Origin of the sequence: Cloacibacterium sp. (assembly GCF_047601505.1) — a bacterium.
Taxonomy (GTDB): domain Bacteria; phylum Bacteroidota; class Bacteroidia; order Flavobacteriales; family Weeksellaceae; genus Cloacibacterium.
In genome coordinates this window covers 1,129,461-1,147,342 of the sequence record NZ_JASGJD010000001.1, presented here as the reverse complement: position 1 = coordinate 1,147,342, position 17,882 = coordinate 1,129,461, and the positions used below count along the sequence as shown (strand labels likewise).

Annotated in this window: 16 protein-coding genes; 8 read left to right on the top strand and 8 right to left on the bottom strand. The window is 32.1% G+C overall.

Annotated features, from left to right (window positions below; all coding sequences use genetic code 11):
• Positions 1–16 precede the first annotated feature (16 nt).
• Genes pyrF through QM746_RS05465 form a run of 3 tightly spaced genes read left to right on the top strand, consistent with a single transcriptional unit; the run spans position 17 to position 2,947 of the window.
• Entirely contained in the window at positions 17–1,375 is a 1,359-nt protein-coding gene (gene pyrF / locus QM746_RS05475; protein ID WP_414983292.1) for an orotidine-5'-phosphate decarboxylase, read from the top strand.
• Between the two features lie 6 nt (positions 1,376–1,381).
• Positions 1,382–2,029, top strand: coding sequence for a PAQR family membrane homeostasis protein TrhA (gene trhA, locus QM746_RS05470; RefSeq protein ID WP_414983291.1), 648 nt, complete (start codon positions 1,382–1,384; stop codon positions 2,027–2,029).
• Between the two features lie 6 nt (positions 2,030–2,035).
• Positions 2,036–2,947, top strand: a complete 912-nt coding sequence (locus QM746_RS05465; protein WP_414983290.1) for an AEC family transporter — start codon at positions 2,036–2,038, stop codon at positions 2,945–2,947.
• Positions 2,948–3,050: 103 nt separating this feature from the next.
• On the opposite strand, the gene QM746_RS05460 is transcribed toward QM746_RS05465, so the two are convergent.
• Positions 3,051–3,899: a DUF4846 domain-containing protein gene (locus tag QM746_RS05460; RefSeq protein WP_414983289.1), complete on the bottom strand. Its 849-nt coding sequence runs from the start codon at positions 3,897–3,899 to the stop codon at positions 3,051–3,053.
• Between the two features lie 154 nt (positions 3,900–4,053).
• Between QM746_RS05460 and QM746_RS05455 the strand changes: the two genes are divergently transcribed.
• A complete protein-coding gene (locus QM746_RS05455; RefSeq protein WP_414983288.1) occupies positions 4,054–6,852 on the top strand; it encodes an aminopeptidase in 2,799 nt (932 codons plus the stop codon).
• A gap of 73 nt (positions 6,853–6,925) precedes the next feature.
• On the opposite strand, the gene QM746_RS05450 is transcribed toward QM746_RS05455, so the two are convergent.
• The 3 genes from QM746_RS05450 to QM746_RS05440 are packed head-to-tail and all read right to left on the bottom strand — an operon-like array spanning position 6,926 to position 8,787.
• Positions 6,926–8,086 (bottom strand): T9SS type A sorting domain-containing protein, encoded by a 1,161-nt coding sequence (locus QM746_RS05450; RefSeq protein WP_414983287.1) that lies wholly within the window; start codon positions 8,084–8,086, stop codon positions 6,926–6,928.
• 58 nt (positions 8,087–8,144) lie between these two features.
• Positions 8,145–8,438 (bottom strand): hypothetical protein, encoded by a 294-nt coding sequence (locus tag QM746_RS05445; RefSeq protein ID WP_414983286.1) that lies wholly within the window; start codon positions 8,436–8,438, stop codon positions 8,145–8,147.
• Positions 8,416–8,787: a hypothetical protein gene (locus QM746_RS05440; protein WP_414983285.1), complete on the bottom strand. Its 372-nt coding sequence runs from the start codon at positions 8,785–8,787 to the stop codon at positions 8,416–8,418. Before QM746_RS05440 ends, QM746_RS05445 begins: the two co-directional genes overlap by 23 nt.
• A gap of 143 nt (positions 8,788–8,930) precedes the next feature.
• Here QM746_RS05440 and QM746_RS05435 point away from each other — a divergent pair, with 143 nt between their 5' ends.
• The 4 genes from QM746_RS05435 to QM746_RS05420 are packed head-to-tail and all read left to right on the top strand — an operon-like array spanning position 8,931 to position 14,309.
• Positions 8,931–12,164 carry a hypothetical protein gene (locus QM746_RS05435; protein ID WP_414983284.1) on the top strand — a complete coding sequence of 1,078 codons (3,234 nt, stop codon included), beginning with the start codon at positions 8,931–8,933 and terminating at the stop codon, positions 12,162–12,164.
• 23 nt (positions 12,165–12,187) lie between these two features.
• Entirely contained in the window at positions 12,188–13,177 is a 990-nt protein-coding gene (dusB, locus tag QM746_RS05430; protein ID WP_414983283.1) for a tRNA dihydrouridine synthase DusB, read from the top strand.
• The gene (locus QM746_RS05425; protein WP_414983282.1) at positions 13,170–13,541 is read left to right on the top strand and encodes a hypothetical protein; all 372 of its coding nucleotides are present in this window, start codon (positions 13,170–13,172) and stop codon (positions 13,539–13,541) included. The genes dusB and QM746_RS05425 overlap by 8 nt, the downstream gene beginning before the upstream one ends.
• A 6-nt stretch (positions 13,542–13,547) precedes the next feature.
• Positions 13,548–14,309 (top strand): exodeoxyribonuclease III, encoded by a 762-nt coding sequence (locus QM746_RS05420; protein WP_414983281.1) that lies wholly within the window; start codon positions 13,548–13,550, stop codon positions 14,307–14,309.
• Between the two features lie 136 nt (positions 14,310–14,445).
• Here the strand turns inward: QM746_RS05420 and QM746_RS05415 are convergent, their stop codons facing one another.
• The 4 genes from QM746_RS05415 to QM746_RS05400 all read right to left on the bottom strand — a co-directional run bounded on the left by QM746_RS05415 (position 14,446) and on the right by QM746_RS05400 (position 17,859).
• On the bottom strand, positions 14,446–14,829 hold the full coding sequence (locus tag QM746_RS05415; RefSeq protein WP_414983280.1) for a septal ring lytic transglycosylase RlpA family protein: 384 nt from the start codon (positions 14,827–14,829) through the stop codon (positions 14,446–14,448).
• A 25-nt stretch (positions 14,830–14,854) separates the two neighbouring features.
• A complete protein-coding gene (rimO, locus tag QM746_RS05410; RefSeq protein WP_414983279.1) occupies positions 14,855–16,156 on the bottom strand; it encodes a 30S ribosomal protein S12 methylthiotransferase RimO in 1,302 nt (433 codons plus the stop codon).
• Between the two features lie 181 nt (positions 16,157–16,337).
• Positions 16,338–16,883, bottom strand: a complete 546-nt coding sequence (gene rfbC / locus QM746_RS05405; protein ID WP_414983278.1) for a dTDP-4-dehydrorhamnose 3,5-epimerase — start codon at positions 16,881–16,883, stop codon at positions 16,338–16,340.
• Positions 16,873–17,859, bottom strand: coding sequence for an MraY family glycosyltransferase (locus QM746_RS05400; protein ID WP_414983277.1), 987 nt, complete (start codon positions 17,857–17,859; stop codon positions 16,873–16,875). Before QM746_RS05400 ends, rfbC begins: the two co-directional genes overlap by 11 nt.
• Positions 17,860–17,882 lie beyond the last annotated feature (23 nt).

Sequence of the window (17,882 nt, the reverse complement as noted above, 5' to 3'; positions counted from 1 at the left end):
AAAAAGTAAAAGAAAAATGGAAAGTAAAAAAGAATTCTTCTTAGAATGTTATAAACTAGGGATTATAAAATTTGGTAGATTTACATTGAAAAGCGGCATCGAAAGTCCGTTTTATGTAGATTTAAGACCATTAGCATCCGAACCAAAAATTCTGAAACACCTTGCAAATTATCTTTTAGAAATGCTTCCTTTGGATAATTTTGATGTTATTTGCGGCGTTCCTTACGCAGCTTTGCCAATGGCAACAGCTATGTCGCTAGAAAGCTATATCCCATTGATTATCAAAAGAAAAGAAGCTAAAGAATATGGCACTAAAAAATTAATTGAAGGAATTTATAAATCTGGACAAAACTGTCTTTTGGTAGAAGACGTAATTACCTCTGGAAAATCTTTAATTGAAACCATTGCCGAAGTAGAAAACGAAGGCTTAAAAGTAGCTGATATTGTTGTAGTTCTAGACCGTGAACAAGGCGGAAAACAACTTTTGAAAGAAAAAGGATACAATGTTCACACTCTTTTTACCATTTCTGAAGTGGTGGAAATTTTAAAAGAAGTTGACCATCTTACCGATGAAGAAGTTGAAAGAATTAACGAATTTATCGCAGGAAATAAAATTGAATTTAAAGAAGAAAAAAGACTTTCTTACGAACAAAAATTAAGCAAAAACGAGCATTCTATTAGTAAAAAACTACTAGAAATTGCTATTGAAAAAAAATCTAACCTTATTGCATCAGCAGATGTTACTACTACAAAAGATTTGCTAGAATTGGCAGAAAAAGTAGGTCCTTATATTGTTGCTCTAAAAACTCACATCGATATAATTTCTGATTTTGATAGTGATAAAACCATTCTTCCACTGAAAGATTTGGCTACAAAACACAATTTCCTTTTGATGGAAGATAGAAAATTTGGGGATATTGGAAACACCCAAGAATTGCAATACAGAGGCGGAAAATACAAAATTTCTCATTGGGCAGATTTGGTAACATCTCACGTAATTGCTGGTTACCAAAGTTTAGATTGTTTTATGAATTCTGGCGTTATTGCCATACTTTCTATGTCTTCTAAAGGCGCTCTTACAGACCAAAATTACAGAACCGAAGCCTTAAAAATTATAGAAACCCATCCTAATATTATTGGTTGTGTAGCTCAAAATAAAGTTCCTGAGAATGTTTTGCTTTTTACACCAGGTGTTAACATGGCAGACAAAGGAGATACTAAAGGGCAACAATACAATACTCCAGAACATGTTTTCAAAAATTTACATACCGATTTTGTAATTGTAGGTAGAGGAATTTACAAATCTCAAGATGTAGAAAATTCTGCAAAATTATATCAATTAGAATCTTGGAACGCTTATCTTAAATCTTTATAAAACAAAATGAAACATAAAAAAATCATCACCCAACAATATTCTAATTTAGAAGAAAAACTGAATGTTTGGTCTCATGCTTTTGGGATTTTCTTAAGCGTAATCGCTTTGGTTTTATTAATTATAAAAGCTGTAGAAAAAGAAAACGTTTGGATGATGATTAGTTTCCCAATTTTTGGAGTAAGCCTCATTTTATTGTATTTGGCTTCAACGTTGTATCACTCAGCAAAAAACCCGAGCAAAAGATTCAAACTAAAAATATTCGACCACGCTGCCATTTACGTTCTTATTGCAGGAAGCTACACTCCATTTACGTTGGTTAGCATGAACGGAGAAACAGGCTGGCTAATTTTTTCCATCGTTTGGATTTTGGCTTTTACAGGAATTATTTTGAAATTATTTTTCACAGGAAGATTCAAACTTCTTTCCACAGCCATGTATGTTTTAATGGGATGGCTTATTGTTTTTTATTTTAAAGACCTCACAGCAAATCTCCACGAAAGAGGAGTATTTTTCCTTATTCTGGGAGGCATTTTATACACCATTGGAGCGGTTTTGTATAGCATTAAGAAGATAAAATTTAATCATGCTATTTTTCATGTTTTTGTGTTAGGTGGTAGCTTTTGTCATTTTTTGTCAATTTACCTTTATATCTAATTCATTTTGAGCAATTTAATTCTAATTTTCGTTTGTTTAATATTAGGAATTGTTCTAAAAAGAGCAAAAATAGTTCCTGAGAATTTTCACAGTTCTCTGAATGCTTTTGTAATTAACATTTCGCTTTCGGCATTTTCTTTATATTACATTTCGAAGATAGAACTCAACAGTTCAGTAATTTTTCCTGCATTAGTTCCTTGGATTGGAATTTTCTTTGCCATCATTTTTTTCTACATTTTAGGGAAAATTTTCAGTTGGAAACATTCTGTAATCGGTGCTCTAATCATGTGTGCTGGTTTTGGAAACACCTCTTTTATAGGAATACCCGTAATACAAGCACTTTATGGCGAAGAAGGCTTGAAAACCGTAATGCTGGTAGACCAACCAGGATTTATTGCATTGTCAACTGTTGGAATTTTAGTCGCAAATTTTTATTCTGGAAGCAAAGATTCTTTACTGAAACATCTCACCAAAATCATAAAATTCCCGCCATTTATTACCTTTATTATCGCTTTAATTCTTAATTCTTTTTCCATAGAAATTCCTAAAGAAATAGACGAAACTTTGCTAAAATTAGGCTCTACAACAGTTCCTTTGGCATTAGTTTCCGTTGGAAGCCAAATGAAATGGAAAAAAATTGAAAAGCAAGAAGGTTTTTATCTTTTCCTAGGATTAACTTTCAAACTTATTCTTTATCCTTTGCTCATTTTAATACTGTACAAATATGTTTTTCTTCAGAATGGTAAAATAATAGACATTTCCGTTTTAGAATCTGCAATGGCTCCCATGATTACAGCCGCAATTATTGCCGAAGCTCACCATCTAGACAGTAAAATTTGTAATTTAATGGTTGCTATTGGTATTCCGCTTTCTTTTGTTACGCTTGCAATTTGGCATTATGTTTTGCAAGTTTTGTGATATCTTTTCACGTAAAGTCGCAGAGTTTTTCACAATGAAGAAAAGATTTCTTAATATTAAAATTATACTCTAAATCTTAATTTCTTAATTATTAATTTTTTAATTAATCTAAACTCATAAAATGAACAGGTGAAAAACTAAACCTCGCGGTATTAATTTTCTCAGAATTTACATCAAGCCGATACCAAGGCGAAATGTTTTCTTCAAAAGGATTTTTAAGCAAATGAATACTTTGCGCTGGCGTAAAACCTTCGCTCAAAAGAAACAATTTTTCTCCATTTTTATTTTCGCAACTTCCTGCTATAAAAACCACATGACCAGGACTTCCGGGCGTTATGAGAACATCTCCTGTTTTTAGATTTTTAGTAGAGTTTACCGCCTTTGTTTCGGCAGTTAAAGAAATTGTACCTGCATAATTATAAATTAAATCCAGATAATTTCTAAAATTTTGATACGAATCTTCATAAGATACAGTTTTTCTATAATCTACAGAATTCCCCATTACAAAAGCTCTATATCCATCTCTGTAATCTGTCCATTTTACTAAATCTCCGTTGGTAAAGTGAAACGCAATTTCATCTTTACGGTCTTGCTTCCAAAGATATTCGGCGTACAATCTTATTACAGAATCTGCACATTGTTGCAAATCTTTTTCGCCAGTATCAATATCATAAATGGCTTCGTGCAAAGATTGTGTTGCAATAGGATTTCCATCAAATCTAAGAATTTGAGCGCCATATTTTTTTAATGGAAAATTCACCAAAAACTCTCCGAAAGAATTTGGCTTTTCTTCAATCCATTCATAATTTTTGGGAGCAGAAAATCTGGTTTTCACCGTATTTCCGTTCTTATGAATTAAAGTTGCTGTAGTAGAAATATTATCCGTTTCAATAATTATTTTCTCTTTTTTTTGACTTTTACTACAACTGATTAAACCGAAAAAAATAATCAAAACAAATAAGCGTTTTAATCTTTTAAAATAAATTGAACTAAAAAAATTATAAAACATAATGTGTTTGGTATTAAAAATGTATAAAGTGTAATAATTTAACGATTAATTATAAATAATTCTAATACTTTCTGTCTATATTTGGCTTTATTAAAACATGACGAAAAAAACATCTCTTTTATTGTGCTTAATGGTTCATCTTTTTGCCTTCGGACAAAAAGATTCTATTTATATAAAAGCAGATTTGTCTGCCAGAATATTGCGCGTAAAAGAAAAAATAGTTTATCAAAATACTTCTCAAAAATATCTTTCTAGCATAAAACTTTTAAATCTTGTAGCTGCTTACCAAAATAGACACACCAATCTGCTTAGAAGAAAACTAGAAGATAGAAAAACAGATTTATATTACGCTAAAGAAAACGAACTTGGGAAACTGCTTCATCTAACCATCAACAACAATACTATTACCGAAAATCTAAATGAAGAAAATCTTTATATTCCTTTAGAAAAAACCTTAAAAACGAAAGAAAAAACCATTCTTAATCTAGAATATTCTATAAAAATTCCTGATGCAAAATTTACAGGGTATGGCGCTGGAGAAAACGAATATTTGTTAAAGAATTTTTTCTTGGTTCCCGATAGTTTTGATAGAAACAACGAAACTGACAAGCATTTTGTAGATATAGAAGAAAATTACAACACCAACACATTTTACAAAATAGACTTCTCTTCATCATCACTTTTAGTAACAAGTAATTTACCCGAGGTTTCGCCAAAGATATTTTCCGGAATTATAAATAACGATGTGGAAATTAATATTTCTACAACTCCCACTTATAAATTAACCACAGAAATTGATGGCAAAAAGCATATTGTAGATTTTGGATATTCTGTTTCGGAAGAAGACCAAAAAAATATAGAATTTTATGTTCCGCTTCAACTCAAATTTCTTAAAGACAAGATTGGATTTTTGCCAGAAAAAATATTTATAAGCAATGTAAAAAAGAAAAAAAATGACTTTTTCGGTAATGATGATATTAAATTCTGGAAGTACAAATTGCAGCTTTTTACAGACCCCGAAAAAATTGATATGGATTATTTCAGTATCATTTCTCAGGAACTGGCAGACCAATTATTTTTCTCTAACAAAAAAGAAAACCACTGGATTAATAACGGTTTGAAAACCTATTGGGAGATTCAATACTTAGAAAAATTTTACAAAGATTATAAATTGCTTGGCAATCTTATCGATTATAAAATTCTTGGTATAAAACCACTTAAATACTCTTTCTTTTCAAAATTAAACCTCAGCGAAAGATACGGTTTGGCTTATCAATATATTATGGCTCAGAATTTAGACCAAAACATTGATGAAAACCTAGAAAGCTTAAGTAATTTCAACGAAATTGCCATTAGTAAATTCGAAACAGGCACGCTTCTCAATTTCATTTCAGAGAAAATGGGAAAAGATAATTTTGAAGATTTCGTAAGAGATTATATTGCTAAAAACGATAATAAACTCATCAATAAAGAAGATTTCTTAAACGAAATGGCAATGAAATCTGGCTACTCTTCTTCCTTTATGGAGACTTACATTCAACGTAAAATGAGAGTAAATTTCAAAATAAAATCTTTTGATAGAATTGATGACCAATTACATATAAAATTATCAAAAAATATCACTCAAAATATTCCGTTTAAACTAAAAGTGGAAGACAGCAACGGAAACGAAAAAACGTATTGGTATGATACTAATAATAAAAAAGGAGAAAACACCTATATTATCCCAGATAATGATGTAACTAAAATTACAGTTAACAGCAATTACGTTTTCCCAGAAAGTAATTTCAGAGACAATTATCTATACACCAAAGGACTTTTCAGCAATACTAAAAAAGTAAAATTCAAACTTTTTACAGACAAACCAAACCCTGAGTACAACGAAATTTTTTATGCTCCAAAGTTCAATTGGAACAATTATGATAAATTTCTTTTGGGTTTAAAATTTCATAATAAATCTATTATAGAATCGCCATTTTTATATGCAATAACGCCTTATTATAGTACAGGAACACAGAAATTTACAGGTATGACTCTGGTTTCCTACAAAATCCAACCTGCTGAAAGTTTTTTCAGAAGTATTACACTTGCCTATTCTGCTGCATTCTTTCATTATGATTATGATTTAACATATAAAAGATTTGGCGCAAGTGCATCTATGGCTCTTAACAAAAATCCAAGAAGTCAAATTGCAAGAAGTATTGTACTTTCTTATAATCATTTTGACAGAGAATTAAGTGAAGTAATGCAGCAAAAAAACGATTATTCTAAGTATAATATCTGGAATATTGGTTTTGTATATTCAGAAAACAATGTAATCTTAGAAAAATATTTATTTGGGAATTTGCAGATAATGGACGATTACCAAAAACTAACTGCAGAAAGTTTTTATCGCTGGGAATATGCCAAAGACAAGAAGATAAGTTTTAGATTTTTTGGCGGACTTTTCTTAACCAATCACACCAGAAATAATACTTTTAATTTAGGAATTTCTAAAGTTTCTAACTATTCTTTTTCTTACAATCTATTGGCGCAGAGTGCTTCTACAGGAATTCTTTCTCAACAATTTGTATTGGCAGAAGGCGGCTTCAAGTCTCTTATCAATGGCACCGTAAACCAATGGATTGCGTCTAGCAATGTAGATGCACACGTTTGGAAAATGTTTAATGTTTATGCTGATGCTGGTATTTATAAAAATAAAACTCACGACCCTAAATTTATTTGGGATAGTGGCATAAAGCTAAAAGTGATTCCTGATTTTCTTGAGATTTATTTCCCTTTACAATCTTCTCTAGGTTTTGAACCTGGTTTTAAAAATTATAGTAGCAGAATAAGATATACTCTAAATGTTAATCTAAATGCCGTAATTGGACATTTCAGAAGAGGTTGGTATTAATAAATAAATTTCACACAATAAAAAAGGTTGCCCGAGTAGAGCAACCTTTCCATTTTTATTAATAATTTATCAATTATTGTTTGATAATTTTTTGAACAACAGTTTCACCGTTTACATCACCTTTAATTAGGTAAACTCCTTTTGCTAAAGAAGAAACATCTAATGTAGTACCATTTTCAACAGAAACAGATTTTAAAACTTGTCCATTAAAGTTAACAACTTTTACATTAGCTTTTGCTCCAAACGTTAAAACATCCTTTACAACTGTACTTTTTACTAAATTGATTTTTGATTTGGTAACATCTTTAGTTGCTAAGGTTTGTAAAGTTGTAGAAATATTCAGTTCATCAATCGTAACATTTGGTGTATTTGCAGCAGTATCTTGCCTAAACATTAATCCTCCAACATTAACTAAAGGTGTTGTATTTATTACAGATATATTAGGCGTAACAGGTGTTGCTTGATTCTCATACAATACTGTAGATCCAGTGCTAAAATCATAACCAAATATTAAATATTGAGTAGTTCCGGTGTCATATAAATTTATAGACCAAGTATCTGGAGAAGTTCCAGCACCTAAACCAAACTGGTATTGAGAACCATTTTTCCTAATCCATAGTCTGGCTGTAGTAGAACCAGCAGTATCATCTGTATATAATGCTATGTAAGAATTTGTTAAATCCGTAGTAATTGCAGACAAATCTGTACAAGAAATTAATAAAGATGTATAAACAGCTCCAGAATTGGTAGAGGTAAAAGGTGTTCTAGATTCTGCTCCCGCTCCTGCAAAACTTATTGAATTACCTGTAGAATTAATATCTGAATAGCTTAGGTTACCTGCAATCACCAGAATATCATCACCTGTATTTACGCTACTCCAAGTTTGCTGCGCACTTAGCGCTTGCCCTATAGTATAATTAAATGGTTCTTTAAATGGTAATGTATTGATGGGTTTACAAGAAGATGCTAAAACTGTTTTTGAAATTGTACAACCTCCTGTAATTGTAATTGTTACATTTGTACCCTCTGCAATTCCACTAACTATGATATTCCCCGCAGACACAGTAGAAGGATTATCACCAGATATAACTCCGCTAGATGCACTTAGGGCATAAGTTCCAGATCCACCACCCGTAAATGGTATCGTGGTTGTATAAGTATCCAAATCATATGTTACAGCATCACATGATGTAGCTTCTGTACCTAGGATTAAACTGCAAGGTGTGGTATTCATCCACGTCGAATGCATTCTTAAAGCATCAATAGTAATATTCTGTGTGGCATTATACTGTCTAAGAAAAAAACCTGAAATAGTTGCCGAACCTGAACCTTGACGTTGATACTTCCGCTGTTCCTGCATCAAGTTCAGTAGCCGGCACTCCTGATGATTTTACCCAAACACTTGCAGTCCCCACAGTAGAAACATCATATTTTACAATTACCAAATAAGTAGTATCATAATTAAATTCTGTTGTACCATAAACCGCAGTTGTTGTATTAGAAATCCCAATGAAATATTTTCCAGCGTTGGTAGATGGTTTTATAAATAATCTATTCCCAAAATTAGTTGCTCCTGTAGTATTCAATCCGGCAAAATATCCCTTCTGAAGCTGAAGAGACTTTCATTAAAAACGAATAATAGATTGTACCACTTGTTTTTGCTGTAAAAGTTCTGTTTACATCTTCGCCATTATTATCTAACCTTGCTGCATTTCCTTCTGCTGCACCTGCAAATCCAGATATACCGGAGTAGCCTGCATATACCAATCCGTTAGAAGTTCCAACATCTACAGCTTGAGATCCTGCTCCACTAAAAGCTGTCCACCCATTTGCACTTAACAATGCATTGTCACTATAATTAAAATCATCTGATAAAATTTGCCCAAATGACCAAGATGTTATCAAAATAAGCAACAATAAATAAAGTTTTCTCATAAGTCTTATATTTAATTAATTCCAAAAATACATATTTTTTCAATCAAATATGATTTTCATCATTAATTTTTCATTAAGATTCCTCCACAATAATCCTAAATATTTTTAGTTACTTTTACAGTCGGTATTTCTGTTAATATGGGGTGAAAAAAATATTTTACTTTTTTCTGTTGTTTTTCGGTGTTTTCTTGGGGAAAGCACAATTTTTTTCATGGAAAAATCCCAACTTCAAAAAAACAGATTCACTAAAAACAGATTCCGTTTTTATTAAAAAATTCAATTCAGAATTTTTCAAAAAAGATACTGCCAATTTTACCATCAAAGAGAAAAAAATCTTCTACGAAGAAGGTGTTTTAGTAAAGAAAAATTCTCGCTCCCAAATCTTGGGCGACCTCAATGCCAAAGGCTCTATCATTAGAGGAATTACTTTCGGTAACAACCAAGGTCAATCTGTGCAATCTTCTATGGATATGCAAATTGCAGGAAAACTGAGCAAAGATGTTTCTATTCTCGCCAGTATTTCAGACCACAATTTGCCCATTCAAGCGGATGGCTACACCCAGACTTTACAAGAATTTGATAAAATTTATCTTCAACTCAACATCAAAGACAAGAGCATCATAAAAGCCGGACACCTCGATTTAGAAGACAACCAAACCTATTTTGGCAAATACCAACGCAGAAGCATGGGTTTGCAATTTCAGACGAATTTTGGCAAAGACAACAAAACTTTCCTGGATTTTTCGGCAGGCGTTGCCCGAAGCGAATTCCACAGAATCCGTTTTCAAGGTGTAGAAGGAAACCAAGGTCCATATCGTTTAACAGGTAAAAACGGAGAAAATTTCATCACGATTTTGAGTGGTTCAGAACAGGTTTTCATTGATGGAATTCTCATGAAACGTGGTGAAAATCAAGATTATATCATCAATTATAACACTGGGGAAATTACTTTTACGAGTTTTAGACCGATTTTTAAACAGAATTTCATCACCATTTCTTATAATTATACCAACCGAAATTACAACCGTTTCATCGTTACTTCTTCGGTAAAACATCAAACCGAAAAATTGAAACTTTCCTTCGATGCTTTTTTGGAAAATGATAACAAAAATGCTCCACTTTCTCTGAATTTATCCAAAGAAGACGAGCAAATTCTCGCCAATGCAGGCAACAACGAAGATTTGATGTATGCACCTTCTGCAGTAATTACAGAATATGATGTAAATAAAATTTTGTACAAATTGGTGCAAAATTCGCAAGGAAATTATTATGAATTTTCTACTGATAAAACAGAAACTTTGTACAACGTTTCTTTCACGTATTTTGGTGCAGGTTTGGGAGATTACCAACTGAAACAATCTACCAACAACGGAAGAATTTTTGAATTTGTAGGCGCTGGAAACGGAGATTATTCCGCGCTCCGAAAGTTGCCTTCTCCACAGAAATCTCAAGTATTTTCTACCAGTGCAGAATATACTTTTGAAAAAGGAAAAATTGGTGGAGATTTCTCTTTGAGCAATTATGATGTCAACTTATTTTCATCTAAAAACAACGACCAAAATACAGGTTTTGCAGGAAGAATTTTCGGCAATAAAGTCTTTACCCAAAACAATTGGAATGGAACTCTTGGTGCTGAATTTCAAAGAATTTCTTCGCAATTTCATATTTTGGATAGAATAAATGATGTAGAATTTTCCAGAGATTTTAATTTAACTCAAGAATTTAATCAAATTACTCAAAATAGATTGATTTTCAGTTTTTTAAACCAATGGAAAAACACCAATTTCATTAATTACAAACTGAATTATCTTAACGAAAAACAAAGTTACAACGGCTTTAAAAACGATTTAGACTTTAAATTTACCAAGAAAAAAACAGAAACACGTGGCAATTTTTCTTACTTAAATACAACTTCAGATTTTCAAGACACGAAATTTGCAAGAGGAAATATTTCTTCTGAAATTTTGGGCAAAAAAGGAAGTTGGAGTTTTGGCGGAAGTTTCGAACATAATGTAAAGAATTTCAACCAAACTAAAACATTAGATGTTACCAGTTTTTCGTGGAAAGAAATTTTTATTCAAAAGAAAATTGGCGACAGTTTGCGCACCAAATTTTTGGCAAAATCTTATTTCAGAACCAACGATTCTGTAAGAGACAATTCTTTGATGAAAATGAATAATATTTTTGGATTAATGCTAGAAAGTCAACTCATTAAAACTGAAAAGAGCCAACTTTCAACGCTCGTTCATTACCGAAAATTTTTCTATAAAAACGAAATCACGAATGAATTTAACTCAGATTTTGTAATTGGAAACATTCAGTACAATCAACAATTTTTCAAAAACGGAATGCGTTTGCAAGCATTTTATGAACTCGGAAACGGACAAGAAGCGCAGCGAGAATTTCAATATTTGAAAGTTACAGACGGACAAGGAATTTACAAATGGACAGATTATAACGGCGATGGAATTCAGCAATTAGATGAATTTGAAATTGCAGAATATGTAGATTTGGCGCAGTATATCAGAGTTTATACCAACACGGTAAAATATATTCCTTCGAATAAAAATAAGTTGCAACTTTCACTTTTCGTGAATCCTTCTATCGTTTTCAACTCCGAAAATCAGTTTCTAAAGCGTTGGAATTTCAATATTTCGTTGAACGCGCAAAATTCGTTTTATAAAGAAGACCGAGTTTTAGAATTTAATCCATTTAAAACCGAAAATAATCAAATCTTAAAAAATCAGAATTTGCTATTTTCTGTACTTTTCAATCCCACCGAAAAGTCTGGTTGGAACGGAAATTATCGTTTCATCGACAATCAAAATTTGGTAAATGCCAATTTCAGTATTGAAAAGAAAAATACGCAAACTCATCTCGTAAATTTTGGATATTGGTTTAATAAAAGTTTGAGAACAGATTGGGAAAATCAGTTGCAGAATTACAAATCTTCATCGCAATTATTTTCTACGAGAGATTACATTTTGAACATCTACGAAACGAAGCCAAAATTAATTTACAAACTTTCGGAAAGTATGCAAACCGAAGTTTCTACCGCCTACAAAATAAAAGACCGAAAAGATGGCGACGAATTTCTAAAAACCTTTGACGCAACAGGAACCGTGCAATGGGAAAATAAAAAAACGTCTATTAGAGGAAATTTCAGTTTTATCAACAACAACTTTACGGGAAATGCTTTCAGCATTGTAGGAAATCAAATGTTAGATGGTTTAAAAGCTGGAAAAAACCAAGTTTGGAGTGTGATTTTGCAACAAGCATTGAACTCATTCCTTCAACTTAATGTGAATTATGAAGGTAGAAATTCTGGCGACAGAACGATTCATATTGGAAGTGTGCAAGTTCGTGCTTCATTCTAAATCGTTTTGCTTATTTTTGCAACATGGTAAAAATTGGCAACATAGAGCTTCCTGAATTTCCTTTATTACTTGCACCAATGGAAGATGTGAGTGATCCTCCTTTCCGTAGGTTGTGCAAATTACACGGCGCAGACCTTATGTATTCAGAATTTATTTCTTCTGAAGGATTGATTCGTGATGCGATAAAATCTAGGAAAAAACTCGATATTTTTGATTATGAAAGACCTGTTGGAATTCAGATTTTTGGTGGAGACGAAGAAGCGATGTCGCTTTCTGCCAAAATTGTAGAAACCGTAAATCCTGATATTGTGGACATCAATTTCGGTTGTCCCGTGAAAAAAGTAGTTTCCAAAGGAGCTGGAGCTGGCGTTTTGAAAGATGTAGATTTAATGGTTCGTCTCACGAAAGCCGTCGTAAATTCTACACATCTTCCCGTTACGGTGAAAACGAGATTAGGTTGGGATGTTGATACTATCAATATTGAAGAAGTTGCGTTGAGATTACAAGATGCAGGAATTAAAGCATTGACTATTCACGCCAGAACCAGAAGTCAAATGTACAAAGGAGAAGCAGATTGGGAATACATTTCTAAAATCAAACAAAATCCTAATATTGAAATTCCGATTTTTGGAAATGGCGACATTGATTCTCCAGAAAAAGCTTTGGAATACAGACAAAAATACGCTTGTGACGGAATGATGATTGGTAGAGCGGCGATTGGTTATCCTTGGATTTTTAATGAAATTAAACATTTCTTTGAAACGGGAGAAAAATTGCCAGAACCTACGATTTCAGACCGACTTCTTGCTGTAAAACACCATGCTGAATGGAGCGCAGAATGGAAAGGCGAAAGATTAGGTTTGATAGAAATGCGACAACATTACAGCAATTATTTCCGTGGAATTTCACATTTTAAAGAATTTAAAACCAAGTTTTTACAGGTTTTGAGTTTGGAAGAATTTTATCAATTGTTAGAAGAAACGGAAGAATTTTATATGAAAAATTATGGATAATATTATAAAGTTAATTCTTCTTTTTCTATTTTTTGGATTTATATTTCAAAAATTTGGAAAAAACTGGAAATTTCATTTAGGTCTAAATATTTTAATGTATGGATTTTTCCTTTATCTATGGTTCATCATGTTAATTCCAAAATCTCATATTGAACATCGTGAAGATCCTGGATTAGGATTTGGACTTTTCACCATTTGGTTTGCTCCAATTTTTATTTTAATTAATTTATTTTCAATATTTTATGCCAAAAAAATTAATGATAAGAAAATTTATAGAATTAATATTATTGCCTTAATTTTTTGTTTTCTGCATATTGTCTTGTTTTTAATAATTACAGGTATTGCTTCAAGTTTATTTAATTAACCTCAAATGAAAATCATCTCATACAACGTAAACGGAATTAGAGCAGCTTTTACCAAAGATTTTATCGGTTGGTTGCAAGTTGCCAATCCAGATATTATTTGCATTCAAGAATCTAAAGCTGGAAACGACCAAATAGACATCGAAAGTCTAGAAAAAGTTGGTTACAAAAGTTATTGGCATTCTGCGGTGAGAAAAGGATATTCTGGAGTAGGAATTGCTAGCAAAATAGAGCCAAAACACGTAGAATACGGTTGCGGAATTGAACATTACGACAACGAAGGCAGAATTATAAGAGCAGATTTCGAAGATTTCTCGGTGCTTTCGGTGTATGTTCCGAGTGCTTCTAATATTGAGCGATTAGATTTTAAACTTCAGTTTGCCGAAGATTTTCTAGAATACGTTAAAAACTTACAGAAAGAAATCCCGAATTTGGTGATTTGTGGTGATTTTAATATTTGTCATGAAGAAATAGACATTCACAATCCGAAAGGTCTCAAAAACACTTCAGGATTTTTACCCGTAGAAAGAGAATGGCTGACAAAATTCCTAAAAGAATGTGGATTGATAGATAGTTTCCGTTATTTACATCCAGATAAACAAGAATTTTCTTGGTGGAGCTACCGACAAAACTCTAGAGCGAAAAACTTAGGATGGAGGTTAGATTATCATTTCATTACCAAAACCCTAGAGCCAAAATTGAGCAGAGCACTAATTTTGAAAGAAGCTGTGCACAGCGACCATTGTCCGGTTTTGGTAGATTTAAAATAAATAAACAGCTTTTACAAGCTGTTTATAATTATCATTTGTGTCTTCAGAATAATATCTAATATTTATGATATGTCTCTATACAAATTTAAAAATATTTGAAATAACACAGATTATTTTTTGATAGATTTAATAAATACTATTCAGCCTTAGAATTACTATTATCTAGTATTTTGTATTCTACAGGAATTGGACCAGATTTAAGATTTCCTATTTTCATAAAAGCAGCTTTAGAAAGATCAAAAGTTCTGGTTTTATGATAAGGTCCTCTGTCATTAACTTTTACAATTACACTATCACCTGTTTTTATATTTCTTACCATCACCATTGTACCAAAAGGTAGAAAACGATGTGCTGTGGTAAATTTATCTTTATCATAAGGTTCTCCGCTTGCTGTTCTGCGACCATGAAATTTGTCGTGATAACAAGACGCTACTCCTGTTTTTAATTCTGTTTCGCTTTTAAAGGAAAATATTCCTAAAACCGAAATGGTAAAGATGAAGTATAAAAAAAGTTTCCTCATATATTAATGTTTTGGTTCATATTATTTAAGCCAATTCGCCAATTAAGTCGTACTCTTCTGCCGAAGTAATTTTTACATTTACGAATTCGCCCACCGAAATATAAGTGTTTTTGGCTGGTACTAAAACAGTATTATCAACATCTGGAGAGTCATATTCTGTTCTACCAACAAAGTAATTTCCTTCTTTTCTATCAAAAATACATTTGAAAGTTTTTCCTATTTTTTCTTGATTTTTTTCCCAAGAAATCTGAGACTGAAGCTCCATTATTTCTTCTACTCTGGCTTGTTTTATTTCTTCTGGCACATCATCTTCTAGCACATAAGCCGTAGTATTTTCTTCGTGGGAGTAGGTAAAGCAACCCAGCCTATCAAAACGTTGTTCCTTAACCCATTCTTTCATTTCCTGGAATTTTTCTTCCGTTTCTCCAGGGAAACCAACGATAAGGGTAGTTCTGATTGCCATATCTGGAACTTTCTCTCTAAACTTAGACAACAAAGCATCTGTTTTCTCGTGAGTAGTACCACGTTTCATGGCTTTTAGGATGTCCGAATTGATGTGTTGCAAAGGAATATCGATATAATTACAGATTTTGGGTTCTTCTTTAATTAAATCTAAAACATCTTCTGGGAATCCTGTTGGGAAAGCATAATGCAATCTAATCCATTCTATACCTTCTACTTTTACCAATTCTTTCAATAAATCTCCTAGAGCACGTTTTTTATATAAATCTAATCCGTAATACGTTAAATCTTGAGCAATAAGAATAAGTTCTTTCACACCGTTTTTAGCCAATTTTTGAGCTTCTATCACTAGATTTTCAATTGGAGTAGAAACGTTACCTCCTCTCATTAACGGAATTGCACAGAACGAACAAGGTCTATCGCAGCCTTCTGCAATTTTAAGATAAGCGTAATGTTTTGGTGTAGTGGTAAGACGTTCGCCCACCAATTCGTGTTTGTAATCTGCACCGAGGTGTTTCAAAAGGATTGGCAAATCTCTTGTACCGAAGTATTGGTCAACATCGGGGATTTCTCTTACCAAGTCTGGTTTATATCTTTCGGAAAGACAACCAGTAACGAAAACTTTTTCTACCTTTCCTCTATTCTTTAGTTCTACATAATCTAAAATAGTATTGATAGATTCTTCTTTAGCATTGTCTATAAATCCGCAAGTGTTAATTACTACAATATCGCCATGCTCTTCGTGCACTACTTCTTTTCCGTTGGCTTTTAGTTGTCCCATTAAGACTTCAGAATCATAGATATTCTTAGAACAGCCAAGCGTAACGATATTTATTTTTTTCTTTCCTACAGATTTAGTTCTCATACAAGGTTTAGATAATTTGCAAACAGCAATAATTAATATTATAAGGCTGCAAATTTAGGAAATTAAAAATAATTCAAAATTATTGTCTGTAAATATGTATTTTTCATACACTATCCATGCCTTTGCTATGCTTTAACTATGGATAAGATATACTAAATATAAGGTAAAAAAAGTCTAAATTTTAAAAATTATGTTCTTTAAAAGTAGGTTGAATTTTGTCTTTTTCTGAAAGAATTACGGCATCGGCTGGGAGTTTCCAATCGATATTAAGGTCTGTATCGTTCCAAAGAACGCCACCTTCGGATTCTTTGTTGTAAAAATTATCGCATTTGTAGGCAAAAATAGCAGTTTCAGAAAGCACAGAAAAGCCATGTCCAAAACCTCTTGGCACATAAAACTGTAATTTATTTTCTGCAGAAAGTTCAATTCCGAACCATTTTCCGAAAGTTGGAGAATCTTTTCTAAGGTCAACAGCTACATCAAAAACGCTTCCTTCGAGACAAGAAACTAATTTGGCTTGTGCGTGTTCTCCTTTTTGCAAATGCAGACCTCTAAGAACGCCGTAAGAAGATTTAGAAACGTTATCTTGTACAAAATGCCCGTTAAGCCCTGTTAATTCTTCGAATTTTTTCTCGTTGAATTTTTCATAAAAATAACCTCTATCGTCTTCGAAAATGGTTGGTTCTACAATATAACAGTCTTTAAGAGGTGTTTCTTTAATTTTCATGATTCTTTTTTCGTCCTTTTTTGATGAAATACAATTTGAAAAATACATACATCAAAGATGTTAGAAGCAATATAACGACAAATAACACAAAATTGCTTTCTGTAAATTTCAGGACAAAAATATTAATAATAATTTGAATAAAAGCATAAATTATGCTAATCCATCTGTGGTCTATATTCCATTTTCCGGCTAGCAAGTCATAAAGATGCTTATTGTGAGCTTTCAGAATATTTTCTTTGTAAAATAGCCTTTCTACAATTGTAAAAATAACCTCCACACCATATACCGAAAGGAATAAAATCCATTTAAAATTGTCCGTTTTAATGATTAATAATCCTAACAGAGCAACTATCCAAAATGCAATACCAACGCTGCCAACATCTCCTAAAAAAATTTTAGCTTTTTTTCTAAAATTAAAAAAAAGAAAGGCGATACACGCCAAAATAGGATAAACAATAAATCTCTCATCTGCAAATGCAACAATTTCTTTGTTGATGTATAACAACGAAAAAAGCAGAACTAAACTATAAACGCCAGTAATTCCATTGATGCCATCCATAAAGTTGTAGGCATTAACTACTCCAACTAATAAAAAAAGGAGAAAAGGATATATCCAAATTGGAAATTCTGCAAAACCAGTAAAAAAATACAGTAAAAATGATACTGCTATTGCATGAACAGCCAATCTTATTTTGTAGGAAACAGATTTTAAATCGTCTAAAAAACTAATCATTGAAATGATAAAAAAACCGATTCCAAATGCCAAATAATTTACAATTGTAGAAATTTCAAGAATGCTATTTGCAGCTAAAAACATAAGAAAAGCAGCCGTAAAAATAATTCCGCCACCTCTTAAGACTAATTGAGCATGCATACTTCTTTCGTTTGGCTTATCTACAATGCCAAAACGAGTTGCTAAATTAATATAAAGCACTTCGATACCAAAAAGTAATAGTACAATAATGATTAATTCCATGTAATTTACACAGATAATTATGG

What these genes read in the sequence shown, in the direction of transcription:
- trhA (WP_414983291.1), top strand. Translation starts at nt 1,382, where the DNA reads ATGAAACATAAAAAAATCATCACCCAACAATATTCTAATTTAGAAGAA.
- QM746_RS05425 (WP_414983282.1), top strand. Translation starts at nt 13,170, where the DNA reads ATGGATAATATTATAAAGTTAATTCTTCTTTTTCTATTTTTTGGATTT.
- pyrF (WP_414983292.1), top strand. Translation starts at nt 17, where the DNA reads ATGGAAAGTAAAAAAGAATTCTTCTTAGAATGTTATAAACTAGGGATT.
- QM746_RS05400 (WP_414983277.1), bottom strand. Translation starts at nt 17,859, where the DNA reads ATGGAATTAATCATTATTGTACTATTACTTTTTGGTATCGAAGTGCTT.
- QM746_RS05420 (WP_414983281.1), top strand. Translation starts at nt 13,548, where the DNA reads ATGAAAATCATCTCATACAACGTAAACGGAATTAGAGCAGCTTTTACC.
- rfbC (WP_414983278.1), bottom strand. Translation starts at nt 16,883, where the DNA reads ATGAAAATTAAAGAAACACCTCTTAAAGACTGTTATATTGTAGAACCA.
- QM746_RS05455 (WP_414983288.1), top strand. Translation starts at nt 4,054, where the DNA reads ATGACGAAAAAAACATCTCTTTTATTGTGCTTAATGGTTCATCTTTTT.
- rimO (WP_414983279.1), bottom strand. Translation starts at nt 16,156, where the DNA reads ATGAGAACTAAATCTGTAGGAAAGAAAAAAATAAATATCGTTACGCTT.
- dusB (WP_414983283.1), top strand. Translation starts at nt 12,188, where the DNA reads ATGGTAAAAATTGGCAACATAGAGCTTCCTGAATTTCCTTTATTACTT.
- QM746_RS05415 (WP_414983280.1), bottom strand. Translation starts at nt 14,829, where the DNA reads ATGAGGAAACTTTTTTTATACTTCATCTTTACCATTTCGGTTTTAGGA.
- QM746_RS05450 (WP_414983287.1), bottom strand. Translation starts at nt 8,086, where the DNA reads ATGAATACCACACCTTGCAGTTTAATCCTAGGTACAGAAGCTACATCA.
- QM746_RS05440 (WP_414983285.1), bottom strand. Translation starts at nt 8,787, where the DNA reads ATGAGAAAACTTTATTTATTGTTGCTTATTTTGATAACATCTTGGTCA.